Origin of the sequence: Qipengyuania marisflavi, from assembly GCF_005884405.1 — a bacterium.
Classification (GTDB): domain Bacteria; phylum Pseudomonadota; class Alphaproteobacteria; order Sphingomonadales; family Sphingomonadaceae; genus Qipengyuania; species Qipengyuania marisflavi.
On record NZ_VCAO01000003.1, the window covers coordinates 303,511 to 328,503 of the forward strand.

The 24,993-nt window shown below is 63.9% G+C and carries 24 protein-coding genes; 11 read left to right on the forward strand and 13 right to left on the reverse strand.

Translation table 11 applies throughout. The features are described from left to right. Positions 1–33: 33 nt before the first annotated feature. The 9 genes from FEV51_RS08510 to FEV51_RS08550 form a co-directional block, all read right to left on the reverse strand. A complete protein-coding gene (locus tag FEV51_RS08510; protein WP_138617864.1) occupies positions 34–1,032 on the reverse strand; it encodes an LLM class flavin-dependent oxidoreductase in 999 nt (332 codons plus the stop codon). Then, the gene (locus tag FEV51_RS08515; protein ID WP_138617866.1) at positions 1,029–1,859 is read right to left on the reverse strand and encodes a tetratricopeptide repeat protein; all 831 of its coding nucleotides are present in this window, start codon (positions 1,857–1,859) and stop codon (positions 1,029–1,031) included. Before FEV51_RS08515 ends, FEV51_RS08510 begins: the two co-directional genes overlap by 4 nt. Continuing rightward, on the reverse strand, positions 1,856–2,599 hold the full coding sequence (locus FEV51_RS08520) for an alpha/beta hydrolase (RefSeq protein WP_138617868.1): 744 nt from the start codon (positions 2,597–2,599) through the stop codon (positions 1,856–1,858). The genes FEV51_RS08515 and FEV51_RS08520 overlap by 4 nt, the downstream gene beginning before the upstream one ends. Positions 2,600–2,656: 57 nt before the next feature. Further along, complete coding sequence (locus FEV51_RS08525) at positions 2,657–3,766, reverse strand: M48 family metallopeptidase (protein ID WP_222927449.1); 1,110 nt, start codon at positions 3,764–3,766, stop codon at positions 2,657–2,659. Further along, entirely contained in the window at positions 3,738–4,817 is a 1,080-nt protein-coding gene (locus FEV51_RS08530) for a YjgN family protein (protein WP_138617872.1), read from the reverse strand. The genes FEV51_RS08525 and FEV51_RS08530 overlap by 29 nt, the downstream gene beginning before the upstream one ends. A gap of 83 nt (positions 4,818–4,900) precedes the next feature. Further along, a complete protein-coding gene (locus FEV51_RS08535) occupies positions 4,901–5,092 on the reverse strand; it encodes a helix-turn-helix transcriptional regulator (protein ID WP_138617874.1) in 192 nt (63 codons plus the stop codon). After that, positions 5,089–5,442 carry a hypothetical protein gene (locus FEV51_RS08540; protein WP_138617876.1) on the reverse strand — a complete coding sequence of 118 codons (354 nt, stop codon included), beginning with the start codon at positions 5,440–5,442 and terminating at the stop codon, positions 5,089–5,091. The genes FEV51_RS08535 and FEV51_RS08540 overlap by 4 nt, the downstream gene beginning before the upstream one ends. Then, positions 5,439–5,684, reverse strand: coding sequence for a hypothetical protein (locus FEV51_RS08545; RefSeq protein ID WP_138617878.1), 246 nt, complete (start codon positions 5,682–5,684; stop codon positions 5,439–5,441). The genes FEV51_RS08540 and FEV51_RS08545 overlap by 4 nt, the downstream gene beginning before the upstream one ends. Continuing rightward, positions 5,681–5,866 carry a hypothetical protein gene (locus tag FEV51_RS08550; RefSeq protein ID WP_138617880.1) on the reverse strand — a complete coding sequence of 62 codons (186 nt, stop codon included), beginning with the start codon at positions 5,864–5,866 and terminating at the stop codon, positions 5,681–5,683. Before FEV51_RS08550 ends, FEV51_RS08545 begins: the two co-directional genes overlap by 4 nt. 163 nt (positions 5,867–6,029) lie before the next feature. Here FEV51_RS08550 and FEV51_RS08555 point away from each other — a divergent pair, with 163 nt between their 5' ends. From FEV51_RS08555 to FEV51_RS08565, 3 genes are all read left to right on the forward strand, one after another. Next, complete coding sequence (locus FEV51_RS08555) at positions 6,030–7,706, forward strand: alkaline phosphatase D family protein (protein ID WP_138617882.1); 1,677 nt, start codon at positions 6,030–6,032, stop codon at positions 7,704–7,706. A 67-nt stretch (positions 7,707–7,773) separates the two neighbouring features. Continuing rightward, positions 7,774–9,795 (forward strand): threonine--tRNA ligase, encoded by a 2,022-nt coding sequence (thrS, locus tag FEV51_RS08560; RefSeq protein ID WP_138617884.1) that lies wholly within the window; start codon positions 7,774–7,776, stop codon positions 9,793–9,795. 15 nt (positions 9,796–9,810) lie between these two features. Beyond that, positions 9,811–10,560, forward strand: a complete 750-nt coding sequence (locus FEV51_RS08565) for a sulfite exporter TauE/SafE family protein (protein WP_138617886.1) — start codon at positions 9,811–9,813, stop codon at positions 10,558–10,560. On the opposite strand, the gene FEV51_RS13140 is transcribed toward FEV51_RS08565, so the two are convergent. Genes FEV51_RS13140 through FEV51_RS08575 form a run of 3 tightly spaced genes read right to left on the reverse strand, consistent with a single transcriptional unit; the run spans position 10,549 to position 13,448 of the window. After that, on the reverse strand, positions 10,549–10,689 hold the full coding sequence (locus FEV51_RS13140; RefSeq protein WP_171033077.1) for a hypothetical protein: 141 nt from the start codon (positions 10,687–10,689) through the stop codon (positions 10,549–10,551). The two genes, FEV51_RS08565 and FEV51_RS13140, sit on opposite strands and share 12 nt — an antisense overlap. Before the next feature lie 34 nt (positions 10,690–10,723). Then, on the reverse strand, positions 10,724–11,704 hold the full coding sequence (locus FEV51_RS08570) for an agmatine deiminase family protein (RefSeq protein ID WP_138618225.1): 981 nt from the start codon (positions 11,702–11,704) through the stop codon (positions 10,724–10,726). 49 nt (positions 11,705–11,753) lie between these two features. Then, the gene (locus FEV51_RS08575) at positions 11,754–13,448 is read right to left on the reverse strand and encodes a M28 family metallopeptidase (protein ID WP_171033078.1); all 1,695 of its coding nucleotides are present in this window, start codon (positions 13,446–13,448) and stop codon (positions 11,754–11,756) included. Between the two features lie 102 nt (positions 13,449–13,550). On the opposite strand from FEV51_RS08575, the gene glnE reads away from it, so the two are divergent. The 7 genes from glnE (at position 13,551) to FEV51_RS08610 (ending at position 22,597) form a co-directional block, all read left to right on the forward strand. After that, positions 13,551–16,235 (forward strand): bifunctional [glutamate--ammonia ligase]-adenylyl-L-tyrosine phosphorylase/[glutamate--ammonia-ligase] adenylyltransferase, encoded by a 2,685-nt coding sequence (gene glnE, locus FEV51_RS08580; protein WP_138617888.1) that lies wholly within the window; start codon positions 13,551–13,553, stop codon positions 16,233–16,235. Further along, positions 16,235–16,714, forward strand: coding sequence for a peroxiredoxin (locus FEV51_RS08585; RefSeq protein WP_138617890.1), 480 nt, complete (start codon positions 16,235–16,237; stop codon positions 16,712–16,714). Before glnE ends, FEV51_RS08585 begins: the two co-directional genes overlap by 1 nt. Further along, complete coding sequence (locus FEV51_RS08590; RefSeq protein WP_138617892.1) at positions 16,711–17,514, forward strand: ferritin-like domain-containing protein; 804 nt, start codon at positions 16,711–16,713, stop codon at positions 17,512–17,514. The genes FEV51_RS08585 and FEV51_RS08590 overlap by 4 nt, the downstream gene beginning before the upstream one ends. A gap of 140 nt (positions 17,515–17,654) precedes the next feature. Next, entirely contained in the window at positions 17,655–18,332 is a 678-nt protein-coding gene (locus FEV51_RS08595; RefSeq protein ID WP_138617895.1) for a M23 family metallopeptidase, read from the forward strand. Positions 18,333–18,478: 146 nt separating this feature from the next. Next, positions 18,479–20,017: an acyl-CoA synthetase gene (locus FEV51_RS08600; protein WP_138617897.1), complete on the forward strand. Its 1,539-nt coding sequence runs from the start codon at positions 18,479–18,481 to the stop codon at positions 20,015–20,017. A 137-nt stretch (positions 20,018–20,154) separates the two neighbouring features. Beyond that, positions 20,155–20,793: a YqiJ family protein gene (locus FEV51_RS08605; RefSeq protein ID WP_138617899.1), complete on the forward strand. Its 639-nt coding sequence runs from the start codon at positions 20,155–20,157 to the stop codon at positions 20,791–20,793. A gap of 37 nt (positions 20,794–20,830) precedes the next feature. Further along, positions 20,831–22,597, forward strand: a complete 1,767-nt coding sequence (locus FEV51_RS08610; RefSeq protein ID WP_425466612.1) for a flotillin family protein — start codon at positions 20,831–20,833, stop codon at positions 22,595–22,597. A gap of 72 nt (positions 22,598–22,669) precedes the next feature. On the opposite strand, the gene galU is transcribed toward FEV51_RS08610, so the two are convergent. After that, on the reverse strand, positions 22,670–23,560 hold the full coding sequence (gene galU, locus FEV51_RS08615) for a UTP--glucose-1-phosphate uridylyltransferase GalU (protein ID WP_138617903.1): 891 nt from the start codon (positions 23,558–23,560) through the stop codon (positions 22,670–22,672). 121 nt (positions 23,561–23,681) lie between these two features. On the opposite strand from galU, the gene murA reads away from it, so the two are divergent. Next, positions 23,682–24,965, forward strand: a complete 1,284-nt coding sequence (murA, locus tag FEV51_RS08620; protein WP_138617905.1) for a UDP-N-acetylglucosamine 1-carboxyvinyltransferase — start codon at positions 23,682–23,684, stop codon at positions 24,963–24,965. Positions 24,966–24,993: the final 28 nt, after the last annotated feature.

Below are 24,993 nucleotides of genomic sequence, written 5' to 3' on the forward strand. Positions count from 1 at the left end.
TCGCAAGACCCGACGCGCCGGTCACGTGCATTCCTATGCGGCGGCGGCTGCTCTGCCCATAATATCGGCCGCCAATTCGAGCGAGCGGATGCGCCCCGCGGGATCGAAAGTCGGGCCGGCAAAGACAATCTCGTCAGCGCCGGTTCGCGCCACAAATGCGGCGACTGCGTCGCGCGCCTGCTGGGGTGTGCCAGTGGCGCTGGCCTGGCCAATATGCGCCAGCATGGCAGCAGCGGGGGCGGGCAGCGTATCGCGGTAACCGCGAACAGGCGGCGGCAATTTGCCCGGACGCCCGGTCCTGAGCGCGACAAAAGCCTGCATCTGCGAGGTCGCCAGATATTCAGCTTCTTCAGCAGTGTCAGCCACGAACAAATTCATCGCCGCCATCACATGCGGACGCGCCAGCGCCTCCGATGGCTGGAAATCGCGGCGATAGACGCCCAGCGCATTGTCCAGCTGGTCGGGGGCAAAATGGCTGGCAAAGGCATAGGGCAGGCCCAGCCGCGCGGCGAGCTGGGCACCGAACAGGCTGCTGCCCAGCATCCACAATTGCGGGTTTGCGCCGAAACCGGGCGTTGCGCGGATCGGCAAATCGATGTCGCCGGTGAAAAGAGCGCGCAGCTCGGCCACGTCCTGCGGGAAGCTTTCCGCTGCGCGGTGGAGGTCTTTGCGCAAGGCGCGCTGCAATTCCGGCCCGGCCCCCGGCGCGCGGCCCAGTCCAAGGTCGATCCGGCCGGGGAACAGCGCGTCCAGCGTGCCAAACTGCTCGGCGATCTGAAACGGTGTGTGATTGGGCAGCATGATCCCGCCAGAGCCGATCCGGATCGTGCTGGTGGCATTGCCGATATGCGCCAGCACCACGGCGGTGGCGCCGCCCGCAATGCCCTCCATCGCGTGATGCTCGGCCACCCAGAACCGGCGGTACCCTGCAGCTTCGGCAGACTGTGCCAGCTCGGTCGCAGCGCTCAGCGCTTCGGCCACAGTTCCGCCCTGGCGGACAGGCACCAGATCGAGCACGGAATATGTGGTCATGGCTGGAGCTGCGCCAGATAGACCTGCGCGCGGCGGGCTTCATCGCTGTCCGGGGCGACATCGATAACCGAGGCAAAACTGCGCCGCGCATCCTGTTCGCGGCCCGCCAGAGCGGCGATTACGCCTGCTTCCAGCCCGATGGCCGGGTTGGTGGGGGCCAGAGTGGCGGCGTATTCAATTGATTGCTGCGCTTCGCCCAGCCGCTCCTGACGGCGCGACAGCGTGGCCGATAGCAGCCACGCCTGTGCATTGGCGGGGTCACTGGCGCGGGCCTGCGCCAGCGCTGCAGCGGCTTCGTCAAGCCGGTCCAGCGCCACCAGCGCACGTGCGCGGTCGATATGAAGCCCGGCTGTCAGTCCCGAATCATCGGCAGCCTTGGCATGTTCCACCGCACCGGCAAACAGCCCGGCAGCGCCATCGGCATCGCCCGCAGCCAGCGCGGCATTGCCCGCCATCGCCGCCAGCCGTGCGCGATAGGCAGGCGCTTCGAGCGGAGCCTCTTCACTGGCCAGCGAAAAGATCTGCTGCGCTTCGCCAAAGCGTTCCAGCGCCACCAGTGCCAGCCCCAGACAATGCGCCGATTGCGCCAGTTCCAGATTGCTGTTCGCGCTCTCGCGCCACGCCTGCGCACGGTCGAGCGCCGCATCGGCATCGTCCCGCGACAGCAGCAGGCAATCGGTTAGCGGGCTGTTGCGCGCAGGTGCGGCAGTCTGCGGCTGTGCGCGCGGGGCGCGGTTGCGCAGTTCATCGGGCAGACCCTGAATCGCGCCATCGGCAGGATTGGGTCCGGCCTGCATCATCAGCAGGGCAAGGGCAGCAGCAATCACTCGAATGTCTCCGTCAACAGAGCCGCAGTCCGCAGCAGCAGGGCAATATCCTGCGGCCGCGACAGGCGGTGGTCGCCGTCCTTTACCAGCGTCACCTGTATGTCGTCCGAACGCAGCGCCTCGGCCAGCTGCAGGCTGAGCCGCCACGGCACATCGGCATCACGCTGGCCGTGGATCAGCCGCACCGGCGCATCGATCGGAATGGTGGAGCCAAGCTGCAATTGCGCCTGACCATCGGCAAAAAAGCCGGGATGGATCGGCGTGGGTTCGGGGCCGTAAGGATTGTCCTCAAGTACGATCTCACCCGCTGCCAGCCGTGCTTTGTCGCCCTCGCCATAGCCCCAATCAGTAAAGTCCGGCGCGGCGGCTATGCCGATCAGCCCTGCGACCTGCGTGCTCAACGCCCGTGCCACCAGCAGCATCAGCCAGCCGCCCATCGACGATCCCACCAGCACCACGGGGCCGTCCAATTGCACTTTGATCAGCGCCGCCACCTCGGCGGACCAGCGCGACAGCGTGCCATCCGCAAATTCGCCCGCGCTTGTCCCGCAGCCCGAATAATCCATCAGCAGGCAGCTGCGCCCTGTCTGCTGCGCCCATGCCATTAGCGCGCTCGCCTTGCCGCCTGCCATGTCGGACATATAGCCGGGCAGGAAGACCAGCGCGGGATCAGCCCCGCGATGCAGCCGGAAGGCGACGCGGCGGCCGTCTGGCATGGTGTGGAATTGCGTTTCGATCATGGCGTCACGCTGTCGGGCGCGGCGGCCCGCAGTGCAAGCCTGCTGTGACCGATGGCATCAGAAGAAGTCGAAATCCTCGACATCGGGATCGTCCTTGCACGCGGATTTGAGCGCGGCGAATTCCTGCTTGGTCAGCACCGGGGGATAGGCGGCACCCTCAGTTGCCGAGGTGCGATAAGCCTTTGCGCGGTCGCGGGACGAGGGGTGCGTGGCGATCCAGCCGATCAGCGCAGGGCTTTCACCCTCGCCGCTTTCCTTAGCCATCCGCTCGAAAAAGCCCGCTGCGCCCAAAGGCGAAACGCGGCCCTTCGCCATCTGCTTGCGGGCATAGGCGTCGGCCTCCAGCTCGGCATCGCGGGAATATCCCATAGCGGCAATTCCGAAGGCGGTATCGCCCAGCCCTGAATTGGCCCCGGCAAGCAAGATCGACAGCCCGAACTGCCGCAGCAATGCGGTCATCACATGGCGTTCGCGGACATGGCCGATCTCATGCCCCAATACGCCCGCCAGCTCTTCAGGGCTTTCGGCTTGCTGGATGATCCCGTCGAACATCAACACCTGCCCACCGGGCAGGGCGACGGCATTGACCATGTCGATATTGGCCAGGCCGACCCGGATATCGCCCGCAGCCGGATCAATGCGATCCTGCATCTTGGCCAGCGCGGCATCGGCGGCGGGTGTGTGGCAAAGTCGGCCCCCGAAATTGCCGATCATGGCGTCGCCCATTTTCCGTTCCCAGCTGACCGGGACGCGCGGCCCCAGCCATTCGGGCGCGGTCATGAACAGGGCCACCGCCACCGCGCTGATTGCGCCGAAGCCGATGATCGCCTTGCCCAGCCCCATCCGGTCGATCCAGGCGCCATATTCGCCGCGTGTGGGCAAGGCGCGGTCCAGCGCGGGCGGCAGATCTGCGGGCAGTACCAGCCGAAAGTCGGCCACGCTGTCACGGGCATAGACCAGCGAATCGCGCCGTTTTTCGAAGTAGCGCAGATCTTCCAGCGCGACAGCAGTGCTCTGCCCGTCGGAGGAATGGAGCAGCAACTGGCCGCTGCCATCCCACTCGGCTTCACCCTCGTGCCGGCGCGCGGTGACGCCGTCATACCACTGTGCGCTGGTGCGAAAGCCCTGCTCCACCGGCCTAGATCGCGCCCATGTCGAACGCGTCAAGCAGGCCTTCGCCATGCGTGGCCGTCCGGGTGGTCGACTGGGTCAGCTCGTCGAGCAGGATTTCGCCGCGCGCTTCCAAATGGACCATGAAGAATTTCCAATGGCGATAGCTCAGGAAAATCCAGCCGATGCCCAGTGTCAGCACCACCAGCGCAAAATCGCCAAGCAGCAGCTTGATCCAGTCCCCGGTCGATGCCTCGAAACTGAAACCGATATCGCGCCACTGTGTCGCGCCGACCACCTCGCGGTAATATTTGGCGTAGAACACCACCGCAATCAGGCCCAGGCCGAGATAGAAAAACAGGGCAATGCCCAGCAAGCTCACGAAGCCGCCAATTTTGGCGCCTTCTTCGCCGCCAACTCCAAATCCAGCCAGCATCCCCATTGCACCGAGCACCAGTGCGCCGACGAAGAAGATAAGCGGCGAGAGATAAAACAGCAGGAAGCGGGCAAACACGCCGCCCGATTCGGCATTGGCTTGGAATTCATAAGGGCCGAAGCTCATCTTGCCCCAGCGTTCGTTCCACAGGCTGGTCATCGACCACGGAATCATCAGGCCCAGCGCCACATAACCGACCAATGTCTTCCACATATAGGACAGGCCGAACCCGAACCCCTGATTGTCACTGCCGCCGCGAATACCGCGCCAGCGAGTGCGCGACAGGCGATAACGCAGCGCGCGAAACCGGGCGACACCGGCGAGGTAGAAAATGAGCAGGAATGACCCGAGTGTCAGAATCGTACCGAGTGCTTCCTGCCCGCGCATCACCAGCGCCTGAGCCACCTGGCTGATGACAAAAAACGGCAAGGCAAACAGCAAAAGCACCAGCAGGAAGCCGATAAACAGTTCCTTGCCCGTGCCCGCCCATTCGAGATTTTCATCAACAAAGCGGCTGCGCGACCACAGATAACGCCGTTCGCGCGGGGTCGCCCAGAAGCGGTAAATGCCCAGCGTCACAATGGTCAGCAGCAGATTGGTAAAAGCGATCGGCGCAAATTCGCGCCAGCTGCCCTCGAACCCGAAGGCGCTCGCCCCGTCTTGATCATCCATGAATTACCGGCCCCTGTTTCCCGTGCAGACTTGGTCCGGGACCGGAGTGACTTTGTCAATGCTTCTGCACCGTTTGCACGGACCTATTTGCGGAGGAATATCTCCTCGATCGGCATGGCGAATATATCGGCAATACGGAACGCCAGCGGCAGCGAGGGATCATAGCGCCCGGTTTCGATGGCGTTCACCGACTGGCGGCTGACATCGAGCCGGGTGGCCAGTTCCTGCTGGCTCCAGTCACGCTCGGCGCGCAGGACCTTGAGGCGGTTTTTCATGTTTCGCGCACTTTCCAGACCAGCTGCGCAAGGCCCATGCCCAGTGCCCAGATCGGTACACTCCACCAGCCCGGCACATGCGGCACCAGCTCGAATGTTTCGAGGAAGCCCCAGAACGATCCGACGCCCAGCACCGCTGCCAATCCGACCAGCGATGCGGTGACCGCGCGGTGGCGCAGATATTCGTCGGTTTCCTCTTTCAGATAGCGGGCCATCACCCAGATCATCGCCAGAATCGGGATGATCGGCATCAGCGCCAGCAGAAAAGTGATGCCATCGGCCAATTCGTAATTGCGCCACAACGTGACCGCGATGCCCAGCCCAAGGATGTAGGCGAGCGAGGCCATCATGATGCCGCGGGTGTAGCGGACCGCCGCTGCGCTGCCCGAGGCGGTGCCGCGATTGACCCGCTGCGCCGCGCGGTAAATGCCAGCATCAAGATGACCGGCACGATCGCCAGAATCATCACGGTTGACCGGTTGATGGCATCGGTGAATTTCAGCGCGGCCAGTACGCCAATCGAAGCCAGCATTAGCCCGCCCCAAAACCCGGCGGAGCGCTGCCTGCCAGCGGCGTTCTCAGGCGCGCTCATGCTCTCAGCCCGGGGCAGCGACCGCCCGCTTTCCGGCCATAAGCCAGCGATGCGATGGCCAGTGCCGGCAGTGTCAGGGTGAGCGTTTGCGCGGTGTCGGCGTCCATCACGCCATAACGACCGGCAGATGCGACTGCGAGGATTGAGGTCGCCCAGATGAGGGCCTTGGTAATCTGTGACATGGTCAAGCTCCTTTGCAATAATGTAAAGCGTAGTTGTCACGACGCTGCGTCGTTGTCAAGCATCATTGACAAATAGGAGCGCAGGCTTGTCACTTGCGATTTGCCCTTGTCTTTGGCCTGTCATCCATCGCAGTCACGTGTCGCTGACATTTGGAGACTGCCTGTGATCCCGACCGAACCACCTGCCACCGCGCCGCTGCTGCCGCTGGATCGGCGCAGCCTGATCAAGGGCGGGATCCTTGGTGCCGGGCTGGCGGCCGCGCCGCTTTCTGCGCAGGTGGGGCAGCGCGGGTTCTCGCATGGTGTCGCCAGTGGGGAGCCCGGTGCGCGGCGGGTGCTGTTGTGGACGCGCTATGTCGCGGCGCAGGAAACCGCGCTGACTTGCGAGTTGAGCGAATCGCTTGATTTCGCGCGGCCAATTGCCGGGGGGCAGACGCCGGCTTCACCCGACCGGGATTTCTGCGCCAAGCTGTTTGTGGAGGGCCTGGAGCCGGGGCGCTGGTATTATTATCGCTTTATCGCACCCGATGGCGCGGTTTCCGACATTGGCCGCACCAAGACACTGTCCGAAGGGGAGACCGGGCGGTTTCGCATGGCGGTATTTTCCTGTTCCAACATCGGCTTTGGCTGGTTCAATGCCTATGCCCATGCGGCACAGGCCGATGATGTCGACTGCGTGCTGCATCTGGGCGATTATTTCTATGAATATGCGCCGGGCACTTATCCTTCCGCTGGCGATGTGACTCCGGGCCGCACGGTCTGGCCAGAGCGCGAGCTGGTGGCGCTGGCTGATTACCGCGCGCGCTTTGCCGCTTATCGCCGCGATGCCGATTTGCGCCGTCTGCACCAACTGTTCCCGATGATCGCAGTGGCGGACGATCACGAAAGCGCGAATGATTCGTGGGCGGGCGGCGCGCAGAACCACCAACCGGACAGCGAAGGCCCGTGGGATGTGCGCAAGGCCGCCGCGATCCGCGCCTATCGTGAATGGATGCCGGTATCGGACGAGCCATGGGCCGAATATGAAATCGGCAATCTGGCGACGCTGTTCCGGCTGGAAACCCGGCTGACCGCGCGCTCAGAGCAATTTTCCTTCGATGATCTGCTGGCGGGCAAGACCACTTCCGAAGCAGCACAGGCGGCGCTGATCGCTTTTCGTGATGAAACCTATCGCGACCCCGCGCGCGAAATGCTGGGCGCGGCGCAGCAGGGCTGGCTGGCAAATGGCCTGAAGCGGTCGCGCGGTGACGGCAAAATCTGGCAAGTGCTGGTGCAGCAGGTGTTGATGGGCAGTCTGTCCTCGCCGCCGGGTGTCGATGCGCTGCTGCCCAAGGATACGCCCGATTTCATACGCAAGCGGGTGGTGGCAGGCGCGCGGGCGGCGGAGACCGGGCTGCCGCTCAATATGGATGCGTGGGATGGCTATCCCGCCGCGCGCGAACGGCTGTTTGCAGCCGCGCTGGCCGCCGATGCCAATCTGATTTCGCTGGCGGGCGACACGCACAATGCATGGGCCTTCGACCTGTCGCATGACAGCGCGCCGGTGGGTGTCGAATTTGGCGGCCAGTCGGTGTCATCGCCGGGTTTCGAAGGCTATCTGCCCATGCTTCCGCCGCCGGTCCTGACGGGCGCATTGGTGCAGCGCAATCCGCAATTGCGCTGGGCCGACACGTCGCAGCGCGGCTATATGGCGGTCGAACTCACGCCCCAGCGGGCGAGCAGCGAATACCGCTTTGTCAGCAGCGTGCGGACGCGCGGTGCCGATCTGGCGGGGACCAAGACGCTCACCACGCTGACGGGCAGGCGGACGCTGGCGCTGGGCGCAGAAACCGGGTCCTGACCAAACGCCGCTTCAAGCGCGCGCCGTGATGTGCCATGGGCGCGGCACACCAAACGGACGAGTACACATGACCGAACTGCTCAAGATCAGCCTACCCGATGGATCGGTGCGCGAAGTGGCGCATGGCTCCACCCCGGCGGATATCGCCGCTGCGATCGGCCCCGGCCTTGCCAAGGCGGCGCTGGCCGCGCGTGTCGACCACGGCTCAGGCGAGGAATTGCGTGACCTCAACCGCCCCTTCGAAGGCGATGCGCAGCTGGCACTGGTCACTGCGCGCGACGAGGATGACGCGCTGGAACTGGCGCGCCACGATTTCGCGCATGTTCTGGCCGAGGCGGTGCAGGCGCTTTATCCCGGCACGCAGATCACCTTTGGTCCCTCGACCGAGGACGGCTTCTACTACGATGTCAAGGCGCCCGATAACCGCGAGCCGTTCAGCATGGACGATCTGCCCGCGATCGAAGAACAGATGCGCGCGATCATCAAGGCCGACAAGCCGCTGCGCCGCGAGGTGTGGAGCCGCGAACAGCTGATCGAAAAATGGGCGGCCGAGGGCGAAAGCTTCAAGGCCGAATGGGCGCGCGAACTGCCCGAGGGCGAAGAACTGACGGTCTATCATTCGGGCGAGGACTGGCTGGATATGTGCCGCGGCCCGCATTTGCCCAGCACCGGCAAACTGGACCCTGCGGCATTCAAGCTGATGCGGGTTGCCGGGGCATATTGGCGCGGCGACCAGAACAATGCGCAGCTGACGCGGATTTACGGCACGGGCTGGCTCAACAAGAAACAGCTCAACGCGCATCTGATGCGGCTGGAAGAAGCCGCCAAGCGCGACCACCGCAAGCTGGGCCGCGAAATGGATCTGTTCCATCTGCAGGAAGAGGCGCACGGCAGCGTGTTCTGGCATCCGCAGGGCTACAAGATCTGGCGTGAGCTTGAGGCGTATATGCGCCGCAAGATGGATGCCGCCGATTACCGCGAGATCAAGACCCCGCAGCTGATGGATGTGCGCCAGTGGGAGCAGTCCGGGCATTGGGGCAAATATGCGGAAAACATGTTCGCTGTGCCCGACATGGTGCCGGACGTGAACGCCGATGAGGGCAAGGCCGCGCCAGTAGTGGCCGATGATGCCGACTGGATGGCGATCAAGCCGATGAATTGCCCGGCACATGTGCTGGTCTTCAAACAGGGCATCACGTCCTATCGCGACCTGCCGATCCGGCTGGGCGAGATGGGTTGCTGTCACCGCAACGAACCGCATGGCGCGCTGCACGGGCTGATGCGGGTGCGCCAGTTCACGCAGGACGACGCGCATATCTTCTGCACCGAAGATCAGGTGGTTGATGAAGTGCGCAAGTTCTGCGCGCTGGCGGACCAGGTCTATCGCGATTTCGGCTTTACCTATCACGTCAAACTGGCGCTGCGGCCCGAACAGCGCTTCGGTTCGGATGCGGATTGGGACAAGGCCGAACAGGAACTGCGCGACGCGGTGGCCGAAGCCGGGATGAACACCGAGGAATTCGGCTGGGAAGAGCTTCCCGGAGAAGGCGCATTCTATGCCCCCAAGCTGGAATGGCATCTGACCGATGCGATTGGGCGGACCTGGCAGGTCGGCACGATCCAAGGCGACCGCGTGCTGCCCGAACGGCTCGATGCGAATTACATCGGCGAAGATGGCGATAAACATCGTCCAGTCATGCTGCACCGAGCAATCTTCGGGTCATACGAGCGCTTCATTGGCATTCTGATTGAACATTTCGCGGGCAAGCTGCCCGTCTGGCTCGCCCCGACGCAGGCTGTAGTGGCGACCATTGTTTCGGACGCTGATGACTATGCCAATCAAGTGGTCGGCCAGCTGAAAGCGGCGGGCATCCGCGTGGCCAGCGATCTGCGTAACGAGAAGATCAATTACAAGGTGCGCGAGCACAGCCTGGCCAAGGTTCCGCACCTGCTGGTAGTTGGCAAGCGCGAGGCGGAGGAAGGCACTGTGGCTGTGCGCACGCTGGGCGAACAGCACCAGAAGGTGATGTCGCTGGACGAAGCTATCACGATGCTGCGCACTGCGGCCACCGCGCCCGATCTGCGCTGATTCAGCCGCATTACGATGGAACTGCTCGCCGGATTTTCCGCGCTTCAAGTGGGCGGCGCGCTGGCGACGGCACTGATTGCCGCCTTCATTCGCGGGCTGGCGGGCTTCGGTATGGCGATCCTGCTGGTCCCGGTGCTGGCGCTGGCGCTGACCCCGGTCGAGGCGGTGATGGTCACCAATGGCGTGGCGCTGCTGGTCGGGCTGAGCGAAGCGCGCAGCATCTGGAGCAATGCGGAAAAATCGGCGCTGCGCATTTCTGGATGGGTGTTGGTTGCCACGCTGCCGGGCCTGTGGCTGCTGTCGATCACAGCGCCCGATCTGGCGCGCGTGCTGATCGCTCTGGTTGCGCTGTCGGCCTTTGCCGCGATCCTGCTACCGCAGCGACCGGCCGATTTGCCGGGTCATGTCCACACGGGTGTCACCGGCATCGCGACCGGGCTGCTGACCGGTTTTGCCGGGATGCCGGGGCCGCCGGTGGTGCCCTATTATGTCGGCAGGGCAATCCCGCGGGTGCAGGCGAAAGCCTCGATGCTGTTGATCTTCAGCTTTGCCGCGCTGGTCGGGCTGGGATCGGGAGCGGCGCTGGGCGTGCTCCAGCTGCGACATCTGTTGCTGTCGTTGCTGCTGTTTCCGGCGGTGCTGGTGGGCAATTGGCTGGGCGCGCTGGCCTTTGGCAAGGTCAATGACCGCATCTGGCGCAGCTTTGTGGCACTGATGCTGGCAGCCGCGGCCGCCGTCGCTTTTGTTAAGCTGTTACAGGCCTAGCGCGGGTAAGACCGGGCCGGCAGCAGCCAGCGCCAGCGCACAGCCCAGCACGATTGCCGCCCTGGCGACCGCGAAGGGGTCGAGCGAATGCTGGTTCTGAGCGCGGATTTGAGCGATTGCCTTGGCCATCGGGCCAGTCTCGGCGCATTTCCCTAACGAAACGTTAAAGCGCGGCCCGGGCAGAGGGCATCTGCTGGCTGGCACAGTGAAAGCCGCCGCCGCCCGCCAGCACGGCATCGGCGGGCAGGCCGATGGTGGCGCGATCGGGGAACAACGCGGCAATCGCCGCGACGCCGTCCGCATCATGCGGGCTGCCAAAGGTGGGGACCACCACCAGATGGCTGGTGATCGCGAAATTGGCATAGCTGGCGGGTTCGATCCGGTCGCCGCTGCTGATCCGTCCGGGAGAGGGGATTTCGCGCACTGTCACGCCCGCCCCCTCTGCCCGCGCTTTAGCGTCGGCATAGATCGCCGCGTTGGGATCATCCCTGCCGGTTGCGCAGGGCAGCGCCAGCGTATTGGCCGCCACAAACCGCGCAAGATTATCGACATGGCCATCGGTGTGATCATTGATCAAGCCATCGCCAAGCCACAGGACGTTCTTGAAGCCGAGATCATGGCACAGTCGCTGCTCGATCTGATCCTGTGACAATTGCGGGTTGCGATTGGGGTTGAGCAGGCACTGCTGCGTGGTGACCACCAGCCCGCGCCCGTCACCATCGATGGCACCGCCTTCCAGCACCCAGTCACCCACCTTCAGCGGCAGACCGGCATCCTCGGCCAGCCGCGCGCCGACCGTCTGGTCGCCATCCATCAGATATTTGCCGCCCCAGCCGTTAAAGCCAAAGCGCCGTGCCGCGCGCCCGCCATCGGGGCGGGTCAGCACCAGCGGCCCGGTATCGCGCAGCCAGACATCGCCATAGTGCCGCCGCTCCAGCGTAACCCCCGCAGAAACCAGATTGCGCGCGCGCGCTTCATTCGCGCCATCGCGCACCAGCAGGCGCACATCCTGCCCGCTCTCCGCAACGGCATTGGCAAAAGCAGCGATCTGTTCCTGCGCACGCGGCAGCACCGCAGGCCATTCATCGGCATCATGCGGGAAGCCGATCCACAGCCAGTCCTGCGGCGCCCATTCGGGCGGCATGGTGAAGGTCACATCCGGTTCCTGTCAGCGGGGTTTCAACAGCCTGCTATCAGCAGCCCGGACCTTCGCCAGCGCAGCTTTCGTCGCGGATGCCGCGGAATTCGTCGCCGTCGTTCCAGTTCGGCCAGCTGGTGCTTTCGGCCAGCATCCGCCCGATCCGATAGAACAGCTTGACGTCGCCCATCACGCCGGACCAGTCCCAATCGGGGTTATATTCATCCTTCGGCCCATGATAGCGGTTGTCGCGGTAATCCAGCGCGACCGCTGCGCCTGCTTCGGTGCCGCCCTCGGCCAGATCTTCTCCGCCATCGACATAGAGCATCGGCACGCCGCGCTTGGCGAAGGCGAAATGGTCAGAGCGGTAATAGTAGCCTGCCTCGGGGTTGGGATTGGGGGTGGAGACCCGGCCATCCACTTTCAACGCTGCTTCAAGGAAATCGTCGAGCTTGGATTTGCCCGGACCCACCACTGTCACATCATTGGACGGACCGGCCATCAGGAAGGCGTCCATATTGATCCCGCCGACTGTCTGGTTGAGCGGGAAGACCGGGTTGGCGGCATAATAATCCGCGCCCAGCAGGCCCGATTCCTCTGCCGTCACGGCCAGAAAGACCAGGCTGCGTTTGGCAGGCCCGGCCTTGCCGTGCGCTTCGGCCAGAGCGACCAGCGCAGCGGTGCCGGTGGCGTTGTCGACTGCGCCATTGCAGATGTCATCGCCATCGGGTGCCGGTGTGCAGCGGCCCAAATGGTCCCAATGCGCGGTGTGGATGACATATTCGTCGGCGCGTTCGCTGCCGGGCATCACGCCGATCACATTCTGTGATTCGAACTTGCGGATGTCGTTGGCAAAGCTGGTTGATGCGGTCAGGCCCAGCGGCACTGGCTTGAACCCCTGCTTCTTCGCAGCGGCAGACAGCTTGGCGAAATCCTGTCCCGCAGCGGCCAGGATGCGCTTGCCGGCATCCATCTGGACCCAGCCGTTCATGATTGTCAGCTGCGGCGCATTCTCGCCGCGCTGGGCATAGGCCTGCGGGCCGGACCACGAGGATTCGACCACGTTCCAGCCATAAGACGCAGGTTCGCTGTCATGGATGATGATCGCGCCTGCTGCGCCCTGCCGCGCGGCTTCTTCATATTTGTAGGTCCAGCGGCCATAAAAGGTCATCGCCTTGCCGCCAAATGGCCCCTCCAGCGTCTCGGTGCCGAAATCGGCATCATTGACGAGGATCACCGCCGTCTTGCCCGCCATGTCGAGACCGGCATAATCGTTCCAGTCCTTCTCAGGCGCGTTGATACCGTATCCGACAAACACCAGCTCGCTGTCTTCAAGGCTGGTCGCGGCGTCTTCGCGGTAGGTCACGCCGACCCAGTCCTTGCTGTATTCCAGCGCCATATCCTCGCCCCCGCCGGAGATTGTCAGCGGGGCGAAATCCTTGCCGGTAATCTCGACCAGTGGGACTTTCTGTACCCAGCTGCCATTGTTGCCGGGTTCCAGCCCCGCCGCTTCGAAGCGCTCGATCAGATAGGCGACGGTCTTTTCCTCGCCCGGAGAGCCGGGCATCCGCCCTTCGAACTCGTCAGACGACAGCCGCTCGGTGACCTGCTTCATGGTCTCTTCCGACAATACGCCATCGGCGACTTCGGGAATGTCCAGCGCGGTCTGGCCGGTCGGTTCGGCTTCCTGTCCCATCGAACAGGCGGCGAGCAGCAGCGCGGCGCTGGCGGCAAAAGTGGTGCGGATCATGGCAGGTGCCCTCTCGGAAATGTCTATCGCGCGGGGTTGTTGCAGCCATCGCGCACAAGGGCAAGCTTGCGCGTGCGGCTCTGCGCCGTCAGGGATGCGGTGATGGCTCAGGACTGGACCGGAGCGCTGGCACGCGCACGCGCACATGCGCCTTTCCTTGCGCGGGCGCTTGAGCGGCGTCCCGACCTCGCCGAATTACTGGCACAGGGTGACGGCGAGGCGGCGCTGACGGCAGCCAAGACTTCGGGCGACGGCATTGATGACGTCGCGGTGGCACTGCGGCGGGAGCGGTTGGCGTTGGCATTGGTGCTGGCCATAGGTGATCTGGCCGGGGCGTTGCCCCTGGCGCTCGTGATGCGCCAGCTGTCGCTGTTTGCCGACCGCGCCCTGCACGCCGCCATTGTTGCTGCAATTGCCCGCCGGGTGCCCGATGCGCAGCCCGCCGGGATGATCGGGCTGGCGCTGGGCAAGCATGGCGCGGGTGAGCTGAATTACAGTTCGGACATCGATCCGATCCTGCTGTTCGACCCCGAAACCTTGCCGCGCCGGGAGCGGGACGAGCCGGGCGAGGCCGCGCAGCGCTATGCCCGCGACATTGTGCGCATTCTCTCTGACACCACCGCCGAGGGATATGTGTTCCGCGTCGATCTCAGACTGCGTCCGGCATCAGAGGTCAGCCCGCTGGCAATCTCGCTGGCCGCCGCAACCTCGCATTACGAAAGCTCCGCCCTGGCGTGGGAACGCGCTGCCTTTATCCGCGCGCGCGCCTGTGCGGGCGATATCGCGGCGGGCGAGACTTTTCTCGACACGATCCGCCCTTTCGTCTGGCGGCGCAGTCTGGATTTTGGCGCGATTGATGAAATCCGCCGCCTGACTTCGCGCATCCGTGAACAGCAGAGCGGGCCGACCGCCCCCGCACCGGGGTTCAACCTCAAGCTGGGGCGCGGCGGCATCCGCGAGATCGAATTCTTCGCGCAGACGCACCAGCTGATTCACGGCGGACGTGATCCCTCGCTGCGCTGCCGGGGCACCCGCGCCGCGCTTGATGCGCTGGCGGCGACCGGACGGATTGCGGCGGATGACGCGCGCATCATGGGCGACAGCTATGACGCGCTGCGGATGTATGAGCACCGCTTGCAGATGGTGGACGATCAGCAGACCCATTCGCTGCCAGAAGGTGAGGCGCTGGACAATGTGGCGCATTTGCACGGGCTGCGCGATGCGGCGGCGCTGACCGGCGCATTGCAGGAGCTGACCGCCCCCGTGGCGCAGCGGTTCGGTGCTTTGCTGGCCGAGGATGAAACCTCTGTCCCCGCCGACAGCCCGCATCTCGACCCGCCCGAGGCGGATGCCGCCCAGCTTGATCCGGCGCTGGTGGACCGCGTGTCGCATTGGACCGATGGCCGCTATCAGGCGCTGCGCAGTTCCGCCGCGATTGCGGCCTTCGAGGCGATCCGGCCGTCACTGCTGGCGGCGATGGCGGTTGCGGTCGATCCTGAGCGCGCGGTCAACCGCTGGGAGGCATTGCTGGCGCGCGCCTCCAGCGCGATCAATCTGTTCCGCCTGTTGGAGGCGCGGCCCGGCCTGTTCCAGCTACTCGCCGATTGCCTGGCGCTGGCCCCGCCACTGGCCGATGCACTGGGGCGTAGGCCTGAATTGCTGGGCGCGCTGATCGACCGCAGCGCTTTCGATTTGCCGGGCAGCACCGCCGATCTCGCAGCCTTGATGCAGCGGCGTGAGCGGGGCGATGATTACGAACAATTGCTGGACCGCATCCGCCGCATCACGGGCGAAACGCGGTTTGCGCTGGGTGTCCAGCTGATCGAGGCGGCGCATGATCCGCTTGATATCGCCGCGGCCCTTTCGCGCACGGCAGAGGCGGCGCTGCAAGTCGCCAGCGCCGGAGCGCGCGCGGAATTTGTCGCCAAGCATGGCAGCATTGCGGGCAGCGAGCTGGTTGTGCTGGGGCTGGGGCGGCTGGGCGGCGGGGCGCTGACCCACGCCTCCGACCTCGATATCGTTTACCTTTTCACCGGCTCGCACACAGCGGAATCGGATGGCGCGCGCCCACTTGGCGCGACGCTCTATTATAACCGTCTGGCACAGCGGGTCAGTGCCGCGCTCAGCGTACCGACTGCGCAGGGCGCGCTGTATGAAGTCGACACGCGCCTGCGCCCGCAAGGCAATCAAGGCCCGCTGGCCGCAAGCGTGGAAAGCTTCGCGCGCTATCAGGCCGAGGATGCGTGGACGTGGGAGCATATGGCGCTGACCCGCGCCCGCGTGCTGGTGGGCTCGCCGCAGGCACGCGCAGAGCTTGAGGCGGCGGTGCAAGGGGTATTGTTGCGCGAACGTGATCCGCAGGCATTGCGCGCCGACGTGTTGTCGATGCGCGCGGAGATGGCGCGGCACAAACCGGCCAAGGGGCCGCTCGACGCGAAATTGCTGCGCGGCGGTTTGGTCGATCTGGAATTCATCGTCCATTTCCTCCAGCTGCGTGATCGCCGTGCGCTGACGCCCGATCTGGCCAAAGCCATTGCCGTGCTGGTGCAGGATGGCCTGCTGCCCGCCGAACTGCGCGAGGCGCATGCGCTGATGACGCGGCTGTTGGTGGGAACCCGGATGCTTGCCCCCGATCTCGTCATGCCGCCGGGCAAAGCCGCGCAGATCCTCGCCAAATTGTGCGGCTGCAAAGATAACCGGGGGCTGATTACAGAATTCACCGCAGCGCGGCGCGCTGTCGCAGCCGCCTGGCATGCGGTTTTCGCCGAACCATTGGAGACAGATTGATGAGCAATCCCGCAATCCCGCAAGTGGGCGACACCATGCCCGATATCGCGCTGCAAACCCCCGATGGCGGGGAAGTGCGCGTGTCCGATTTCAAAGGACGCAAGCTGGCACTGTTCTTCTATCCGCGCGACAACACGCCGGGCTGCACGACAGAGGCGAAGGACTTCTCCGCATTGCGGGACGGTTTTGCGAAAGCGAACACGGCGCTGCTGGGGGTCAGCAAGGATTCGCCGCAGAAACATCGCAATTTCATCGCCAAGCATGCGCTGACAGTGGATCTGGCTACCGATGCCGAAAGCGGCGGTCTGTCCGATGCGCTGGGCGTGTGGGGGGAGAAGAAGCTCTATGGCAAAACCTATCTGGGCATGATCCGCTCAACCTATCTGGTGGGCGAGGATGGCCGCATCCTGCGCATCTGGCCCAAGGTTAAGGTGAAGGGTCACGCCGATGCGGTGCTGGCCGCAGCGCAGGAGGCATGACCGCACCGCAACCGTCAATTGCCGAGGCGGTGCGCGCCGTTCTGCTGACCGGAGAGGCAAAGGCGAAAGTCTTCGCCGCGCGGCAGGTCGCGCGGGACTGGCGGCTGGGGCGGCTGGCCTTCACCTTCGATTGCCCGATGCCAGACAGACCGGCCTTGCCCGGCAATCTGCAATTGCTGCCGCCCGCACAAATGCCGCGGCGGGGGAAGGCGGGGTCACAACGGGGCCGGATCGCGCTGTGGCACGCGCTGGCACATATCGAATTCGTCGCCATTGATCTGGCGCTCGACATGGCCGGGCGGTTTGGAGAAGCGATGGGGCCGCAATTCGTTACCGACTTCCTGTCTGTCGCCGCTGACGAGGCGATGCGCTTCGCCTTGCTGTCCTGCAAACTTGATTCGCTGGGCACTTTCTATGGAGCGTTGCCGGCGCACGACGGGCTGTGGGGCGCATCGCAGGATACTGCGCATGACGTTTCAGCCCGGCTGGCAATCGTTCCCATGGTGCTGGAGGCGCGCGGTCTGGACGTCACTCCGGCGATGTTGGAGCGGGTGCGCGCGCAAGGTGATGAAAACGGGGCGAAAATTCTTGAACGAATCCTTGACGACGAAATTCGCCATGTCGCCCACGGAACCAAGCATTTTCGCGATGTTTGCGCGGCGCGCGGCGAAAACCCACGGGAATCATGGCAAAATTTGGTCAAAATTCATTTTGCAGGGGGGCTGAGGGCTCCGTTCAACGACTCAGCGCGTTATGCAGCCGGTCTGTCGCGGGACTTATACGCTGGTATTGCGTTGTAAACTTTTTCCTCGATAAGCCAAACATACGAGATGCCGGGGGGTTCCGGTGAAAATGAAAAAAAGATTGGCATGCGGAGTAGGGGTGCATGCCGATCTGGATCGTAAAAGCGTCAAAAGGCGCGGGATGGACGGGTCAATACATGTTTTCTGCACGCATCAAGGTCGCCTTTATGGCGCTCACAGCCAGCCTTTGCATGGCGGCTTCGCCCGCCGCGGCACAGAGCAACACCGCTGCCGCAGTCGGCGCCATCGACATGAGCAAGGTCACCGCGCAGTCGCAGAATAGCGATGACGCGAACTTCAAACAGCTTTTCGCCAATTGGGAATCGATCGACACTGGCAAGCCGGTTTCGGCACGCCCCGCGGTTTCGGTGCCCTCGCGGATGCCGCTGGAAGATACCCGCCTGACCAGCGATTACGGAATGCGTACCCACCCTGTGCTGGGCACGCGCCGTTCGCATAAGGGTGTCGATCTGTCGGCCCCGACCGGCACGCCCATTTATGCCACGGCCGATGGCCTGGTCAGCAAGGCTGCGCCCTTCAGCAGCTATGGCAATTACGTTTCCATCGAACACGGTGCCAATCTCCAGACCCGTTATGCGCATATGTCGCGTATCGCCGTGTCTTCGGGCAGCCGGGTGAAAAAGGGCGACATCATCGGCTACGTCGGTTCGACCGGCCGTTCGACTGGCCCGCACCTCCATTATGAAGTCCGCATCAACGGCAAGGCCGTGAACCCGGTCCCTTACATGGTCGAATCGCAGGCCCAACAGGCCTTTGCACTGGCGACCGGTGACGGCGGCCAGGGCGGCGACTGAACGCAGTTTCGCGCAATCCTCCAAGAAAGCGCTTAAGGGCGGCGGTTCATTCCGCCGCCTTTTTTCTTGCCCGATGGCCTTGGTAAGGTAGGTTTCTCCCAGAAACGCAGTTGGCCCACCCAGAGGCCGCGCGAGGAGAGACCACTATGCATCCCACCACCCACGCTCAGTCCCGGCCCGGCCACCCGGCCATCATCATGGCAGGCAGCGGGGAAACGGTCACTTATGGCGAGATGGATGCCTATGCCGACCGCTTTTCGCAGCTCATGCGCGCGCGCGGGCTGACGCGGGGCAATCATGTCGCGCTGTTGTTGGAAAACAGCGTGCACAACCTGCAAATTGCGTGGGGCAATCAGCGGGCAGGCACTATGGCGGTGCCGCTCTCGACGCGGCTTACGGCTTCGGAATGCATCTATATTCTGAATGATAGCGGGGCCGATGTGCTGATCACCAGCACCCATTTTGCCGAGGTTCTGAGCGATATCCGCGAAGCCTGCCCGGAATTGCCGGTGCTGATCATCGGCGGCAGCGATCAGGACAGCTACGAAGCGGCCCTGGCCAGCCAGCCAGCGCAGCCCATCGCCGACCGGCTGCCCGGCCAGATCATGCTCTATTCCTCGGGCACCACGGGCTATCCCAAGGGGATCCGGCCCAAACCGCCCGAAGATGACAATATCCTGACGCCCAATCCCATTGTCGGACTGGCGATCATGGGCGCAGGCATGCCCACCGATGGCAGCATGGTCTATCTGTCGCCCGCCCCGCTGTATCACGCGGCACCTGTCGCCTGGTGCTCTGCCGCGCATGCGCTGGGCGGAACGATTGTGGTGATGGAAAAATTCGATCCCGAACAGGCGCTGGCCGCAATCGAGAGATACCGCGTCACAGACAGCCAGTGGGTGCCGACGCACTTTGTCCGCATGCTCAAGCTGGATGACGCCGCCCGCACCGCCCATGACCTCTCCAGCCATCAGCGCGCGCTCCATGCTGCTGCGCCGTGCCCGGTGCCGGTCAAGCAGGCGATGATCGAATGGTGGGGGCCGATCATCAATGAATATTACGCCGGGTCCGAAGGGATCGGCATGACCCTGGTTAAGGCGCCGGAATGGCTGGAGCGGCCGGGCACGGTCGGCAAGGCAATCCTGGGCAAGTTGCACGTCTGCGGGCCTGATGGCGAGGAAGTGCCTGCCGGGACCGATGGGCTGGTCTATTTCGAATATGACCGCATCCCCAGCTATCACAATGATCCCGGCAAAACCGCCGAGGCGATGCATCCCGAAGGCTGGATGACGCTGGGCGATATCGGCCATGTGGACGAGGCAGGCTATCTGTTCCTGACCGACCGTAAGAGCCACATGATCATCAGCGGCGGGGTCAATATCTACCCTCAGGAAATCGAAAACCTGCTGGTATCACACCCCCGCGTGATGGATGCCGCCGTGATCGGCGCGCCGTGCCCCGATCTAGGCGAACGGGTGGTGGCGGTGGTCCAACCGGTCGATATGGCCGCTGCGGGCGAGGCGCTGGAGCAGGAGCTGCGCGACTATCTGGCGCCGCAGCTGAGCCGGGTAAAAATGCCCAGGCTGTTCGACTTCCGGCCCGAGCTTCCGCGGGAGGCCAATGGCAAGCTGTACAAGCGCGAACTGCGCGATGAATTCGCGCGCGCGGCACAAGCCGCCGGATAGTCATTCCGGGACATATCGCGCCCGAAATCGGCACGATTGTTTCCGATTTTGCTACCCCGCGAATAGGGTTTCTGCTAAATATTAGTCATGGAAAAACGCTGGAGAACCAATGGTTCCGGCCTAGTCGGAGCGTGCCTATGACTATACTTGAAGCTTACAATATGCCGTTTACAGCGGCGCTGATCCTGATGGTCATTCTGGCCATCGTCCAGCTTGTCGGCGTGGCGGATATGTTCGGAGATGCGGATGTCGGTTTCGACAGTGATATCGATGGCGACGGTACGATTTCGAGCGGGCCGATTGACGGGTTGTTCAGCCTGATCGGGCTGGGGCGTGTGCCTTTGACCGTATGGCTGGCGCTGTATCTCGGCCTGTTTGCCGGGATCGGTGCCGGGATGCAGGAGCTGGCGATCAGCCTGACGGGCGGACCGCTCAATGTCTGGCTGGCCGGAGTGTTGGCGGGTGCGGCAACGCTGCCGATCACCGGCATGGTCGCGCACCCGCTGGGCCGCTTGTTGCCGCAGGACGAAACCAGCGCCGTGTCGACTGACACGCTGCTGGGCCGCCGCGCGGTGATTACCGATGGCGTGGCCCGTGCCGGCTCACCCGCGCGGGCGCGTGTGAACGACATTTACGGCCATCCGCATCATGTCATGGTGCAGCCGCACGAAGATGCCAGCGAATTGCATTCGGGCGACGAAATCCTGCTCGTCCGCCGTGACGGCGAACAATTCTATGCGACCGCGCTGGCCGACCGCCAGCTGTCGCCAAACTGAATTTCAACAAGGAGTAGCAATGGAAAATTTTATAAACATGGCGGTGCCCATCGGCGTGATCGTTCTGGTCGTCCTGATCATCCTGATCGCTTTTGCCCGGCTGTATCGCCGCGCCTCGAAAGAGGTAGCCTTCGTCCGCACGGGTGTCGGCGGGGAACGCGTGGTGATGAACGGCGGCGCGCTGGTGCTGCCCGTGTTCCACGAAACCATGCCGGTCAATATGAACACCGTCGTGTTGCCCGTGGTGCGCCGCGACAGCGAGGCACTGATCACGCTCGACCGCTTGCGGATCGATGTGAAGGCGGAATTCTATGTCCGCGTGCGCCCCGATGATGGTGCCATCGCAATGGCCGCGCAGACGCTGGGCCAGCGCACGATGCACCCCGAAGCGCTCAAGGATCTGGTCGAGGGCAAATTCGTCGACGCGCTGCGCTCTGTCGCGGCAGGGATGACCATGAACGAGCTGCACGAACAGCGCGCCGACTTCGTCCAGAAGGTGCAGCAGGCATCCTCCAACGATTTGGCGATGAACGGGCTGGAACTGGAATCGGTCTCCCTCACCGGGCTCGACCAGACCAGTATCGAACACTTCAACGCCAACAACGCCTTCGACGCGGAGGGTCTGACCAAGCTGACCGAGCAGATCGAGGCGCGCAAGAAACTGCGCAACGACATCGAGCAGGACACGCGTGTGCAGATGGAAACCAAGAACCTCGAAGCCGATCAGGCCAGTTTCCAGATTAGCCGCGACAATGAATTTGCCCGGCTGGAGCAGGAGCGCGAAGTCGAGATGCGCCGCGCCAAGCAATCCTCCGAAGTTGCCCGCGAACAGGCCGAGCGGAGCCGCGAAGCCGATGCTGCCAAGATCGAGGCCAAGAAGCAGGTCGATGCGCAGCAGATCGAAGCTGACCGGTTGGTGGAAGAAGCCCGCATCGACCAGAAGCGCGCGCTCGAAATTGCGCGTCAGGAACAGCAGATCGCGGTGCAAAACAAAAGCCGCGAAGAAAGCCAGGCCAAGGCCGAAGCTGACCAGGCGCGTGCCAAGGCCGTGTCTGCGGAAGAACAGGTCGCAACCGCTCGCGAAACCGAGATTGCCGACCGTGACAAGCGGATCGAACTGATCGAGGCGGCCAAATCGGCAGAGCGCGACGCCATCCGCGTCCGCGTCGAAGCCGAAGCCGACAAGGATGCCGCATCGAACCGCGCCGAGGCGGCACGGCTTGAAGCGCAGGGTGAGGCCGAGGCTGAAAAGCTGCGCGCCGATGCCGCCCGCGTCCGCTTCGAAGTGGAGGCAGCCGGTCAGCGCGCAGTCAACGAAGCGGCCAACATTCTGTCGATGGACCAGATCAGCCTGCAGACCAAGCTGGCGCTGCTCAAGGTCCTGCCTGAAGTCATCCGCGAAAGCGCCAAGCCGATGGAGGCCATCGATTCAATCAAGATCGTGCAGGTCGACGGCCTGACGAATGGCAGCGGCAAAGGCGGCAGCGCTGCCGATGGCAATGGCTCATCGGGCGGCGGGTCCGGCAATCTGGCCACCGACGCGGTCAGCGCCGCACTGGCTTACCGGGCGCAGGCTCCGGTGCTGGACGGGCTGATGAAGGAGCTGGGCCTCGACGGCAGCTCGCTGGGCGGGCTGGTCAACGGCGCGGCAGCTGCGGAGCAAGCCAAGCCGGAAACTGCGCCGCGTGCTGCCGAGCCCACGGCGAACAAAGCCGCGATGACGGCGCTTGCGCACAAGGGCAAGAATGAGCCGGGCAAGGCCAATACCGGCACCCGCGATACTGGCGGCGCCGCCAAGGGCTGACCCCCCCATCGCAATACGGGAAAAGGGCGCAAATCAGGAAAAGGGGGTGCTTCGGCGCCCCCTTTTTCCGGTTTAATCCCGCAACAACCGCTCCGCCATTGCGCGCACTTCGGCACCCATGTCTTCGCGTTCCAGCGCCAGCGCCAGTGTGGCCTCGACAAAGCCGGTCTTGCTGCCGCAATCGAAGCGGCGACCGGCAAAGGTCACCGCGTGGAAGGCCTGATTGCCGATCATTTTCGCCATCGCATCGGTCAGCTGGATTTCGCCGCCCGCGCCCTTGCCCTGATTTTCCAGCACCCGCATCACCTCGGGCTGCAGGATGTAGCGGCCCGAGATGATCTTGTTCGACGGCGCTTCGGCGCGGGGCGGTTTTTCGACCAGCCCGGTTACCTCGGTCAAAGTGTCGCTGATGGTCGCGCCCGGCGCAATCACGCCATAGCTGGACACTTCCTCCTCAGGCACTTCGAGCACGCTGATCAGATTGCCACCAACCTCGTTATAGGCCTCGACCATCTGTTTCATGCAGCCCGGCCCCCCGCCGCGTTCTGCCACCATCAGCTCGTCCGGCAGCAGGATCGCGAAGGGATCGTCACCGATGATGGCGCGGGCGCACCAGATGGCGTGGCCCAGCCCCATCGGCACCTGCTGGCGCACGGTGATGATGTCACCCGGCGTGGCGCGCGTGGCGTCGAGCACGCTCATATCCTTGCCGCGTTCATTCATGGTCGCTTCGAGTTCGAAGGCGACATCGAAATGTTCGACAATCGCGGTTTTGCCGCGTCCGGTGACGAAGATGATCTGCTCGATCCCTGCCTCGCGCGCTTCATCCACAGCATATTGGATCAGCGGCCGATCGACGATGGGCAGCAATTCCTTAGGGATCGCCTTGGTGGCCGGAAGGAAACGGGTGCCGAGCCCCGCAACGGGGAAAACGGCTTTCTTGATGGGTTTGTGCTGGGTCATATCCGGGGCCGCTAGGCCATGCTCCACTGACTGGATTGTAACAGAACGACAGTCCTGCCGTTATAGTGCGACAATGGCGTGACGCTTGCCAGCGGCGCGCGGAGAGGTAAAGGCTTGGCATATGGACAAGCTTCTCATTCGTGGCGGTAACCGCCTGTCGGGTACCATTCCCATTTCTGGCGCCAAGAACGCCGCGCTCACGCTGATCCCCTGTGCGCTGCTGACCGACGAGCCGCTGACGCTGCGCAATTTGCCGCGGCTGGCGGATATCGATGGTTTCCAGCATCTGATGACGCAATTTGGCGTGTCGCATACGATCCAGGGACAGCGACCCGAGGACTTTGGCCGCGTGGTGACGCTGGAGGCGACGCGTCTGACCAGCACCGTCGCGCCCTATGATCTGGTGCGCAAGATGCGCGCGTCGATCCTGGTACTGGGCCCGATGCTGGCGCGGATGGGCGAGGCGACCGTGTCACTGCCCGGCGGCTGTGCCATCGGCAACCGGCCGATCGACCTCCACCTCAAGGTGCTCGAAGCGTTTGGCGCGCAGATCGAGCTGGCGCAGGGTTACGTCAAGGCGATGGCCCCCGATGGCGGCCTGCCCGGCGGCGATTTTGACTTTCCCGTGGTGTCGGTGGGCGCGACGGAAAACGCGCTGATGGCAGCAGTGCTGGCGAATGGGACCAGCCGCCTGATCAACGCCGCGCGTGAGCCGGAGATTGTCGATCTGTGCAATCTGCTGGTGGCGATGGGTGCAGAGATCGAGGGGATCGGCCAGTCCGAACTGACGATCCACGGCGTAAAACGGCTGCACGGCGCCACCTACCGCGTGATGCCTGACCGGATCGAGGCCGGGTCCTATGCCTGTGCCGCAGCGATTACCGGCGGCGAAGTCCTGCTCGAAGGGGCCAAGGCGGAGGACATGGGTTCCACGCTGCACGCCCTGCGCAATATCGGTGTCGAAAGCGAAGAGGTGAAGGGCGGCATCCGCGTCGCCGCCAATGGCCGCCTGCGCGCGCACAATCTGACCACGGCCCCCTATCCGGGGCTGGCCACCGATATGCAGGCACAGCTGATGAGCCTGCTGTGCAAGGCGGAAGGCACCAGCGTGCTGACTGAAACGATTTTCGAAAACCGTTTCATGCATGTGCCCGAGCTGAGCCGGATGGGTGCGGATATCGAAACCACCGGACGTACCGCAATTGTGCGCGGGACCGAAACGCTGAACGGGGCCGAAGTGATGGCCACCGATCTGCGCGCTTCGATGAGCCTGATCATCGCCGCACTGGCCGCCAAGGGCGAAACCACCGTGCGCCGCATCTACCACCTCGACCGCGGGTACGAGCGGCTGGAGGAGAAATTGCAGCTGGTGGGCGCAGATATCGAACGCGTCGGCGACGAGTGATCAGGCCATAGGAACCTTTCGGCCAGCG

What these genes read in the sequence shown, in the direction of transcription:
- FEV51_RS08535 (WP_138617874.1), bottom strand. Translation starts at nt 5,092, where the DNA reads ATGAAAAACCGCCTCAAGGTCCTGCGCGCCGAGCGTGACTGGAGCCAG.
- FEV51_RS08595 (WP_138617895.1), top strand. Translation starts at nt 17,655, where the DNA reads ATGTTTTCTGCACGCATCAAGGTCGCCTTTATGGCGCTCACAGCCAGC.
- FEV51_RS08510 (WP_138617864.1), bottom strand. Translation starts at nt 1,032, where the DNA reads ATGACCACATATTCCGTGCTCGATCTGGTGCCTGTCCGCCAGGGCGGA.
- FEV51_RS08540 (WP_138617876.1), bottom strand. Translation starts at nt 5,442, where the DNA reads ATGATGGCCTCGCTCGCCTACATCCTTGGGCTGGGCATCGCGGTCACG.
- galU (WP_138617903.1), bottom strand. Translation starts at nt 23,560, where the DNA reads ATGACCCAGCACAAACCCATCAAGAAAGCCGTTTTCCCCGTTGCGGGG.
- FEV51_RS08605 (WP_138617899.1), top strand. Translation starts at nt 20,155, where the DNA reads ATGACTATACTTGAAGCTTACAATATGCCGTTTACAGCGGCGCTGATC.
- FEV51_RS08545 (WP_138617878.1), bottom strand. Translation starts at nt 5,684, where the DNA reads ATGAGCGCGCCTGAGAACGCCGCTGGCAGGCAGCGCTCCGCCGGGTTT.
- glnE (WP_138617888.1), top strand. Translation starts at nt 13,551, where the DNA reads ATGGCTCAGGACTGGACCGGAGCGCTGGCACGCGCACGCGCACATGCG.
- FEV51_RS08520 (WP_138617868.1), bottom strand. Translation starts at nt 2,599, where the DNA reads ATGATCGAAACGCAATTCCACACCATGCCAGACGGCCGCCGCGTCGCC.
- FEV51_RS08575 (WP_171033078.1), bottom strand. Translation starts at nt 13,448, where the DNA reads ATGATCCGCACCACTTTTGCCGCCAGCGCCGCGCTGCTGCTCGCCGCC.
- FEV51_RS08530 (WP_138617872.1), bottom strand. Translation starts at nt 4,817, where the DNA reads ATGGATGATCAAGACGGGGCGAGCGCCTTCGGGTTCGAGGGCAGCTGG.
- FEV51_RS13140 (WP_171033077.1), bottom strand. Translation starts at nt 10,689, where the DNA reads ATGGCCAAGGCAATCGCTCAAATCCGCGCTCAGAACCAGCATTCGCTC.
- FEV51_RS08610 (WP_425466612.1), top strand. Translation starts at nt 20,831, where the DNA reads ATGGCGGTGCCCATCGGCGTGATCGTTCTGGTCGTCCTGATCATCCTG.
- FEV51_RS08590 (WP_138617892.1), top strand. Translation starts at nt 16,711, where the DNA reads ATGACCGCACCGCAACCGTCAATTGCCGAGGCGGTGCGCGCCGTTCTG.
- thrS (WP_138617884.1), top strand. Translation starts at nt 7,774, where the DNA reads ATGACCGAACTGCTCAAGATCAGCCTACCCGATGGATCGGTGCGCGAA.
- FEV51_RS08550 (WP_138617880.1), bottom strand. Translation starts at nt 5,866, where the DNA reads ATGTCACAGATTACCAAGGCCCTCATCTGGGCGACCTCAATCCTCGCA.
- FEV51_RS08600 (WP_138617897.1), top strand. Translation starts at nt 18,479, where the DNA reads ATGCATCCCACCACCCACGCTCAGTCCCGGCCCGGCCACCCGGCCATC.
- FEV51_RS08585 (WP_138617890.1), top strand. Translation starts at nt 16,235, where the DNA reads ATGAGCAATCCCGCAATCCCGCAAGTGGGCGACACCATGCCCGATATC.
- FEV51_RS08565 (WP_138617886.1), top strand. Translation starts at nt 9,811, where the DNA reads ATGGAACTGCTCGCCGGATTTTCCGCGCTTCAAGTGGGCGGCGCGCTG.
- murA (WP_138617905.1), top strand. Translation starts at nt 23,682, where the DNA reads ATGGACAAGCTTCTCATTCGTGGCGGTAACCGCCTGTCGGGTACCATT.
- FEV51_RS08570 (WP_138618225.1), bottom strand. Translation starts at nt 11,704, where the DNA reads ATGCCGCCCGAATGGGCGCCGCAGGACTGGCTGTGGATCGGCTTCCCG.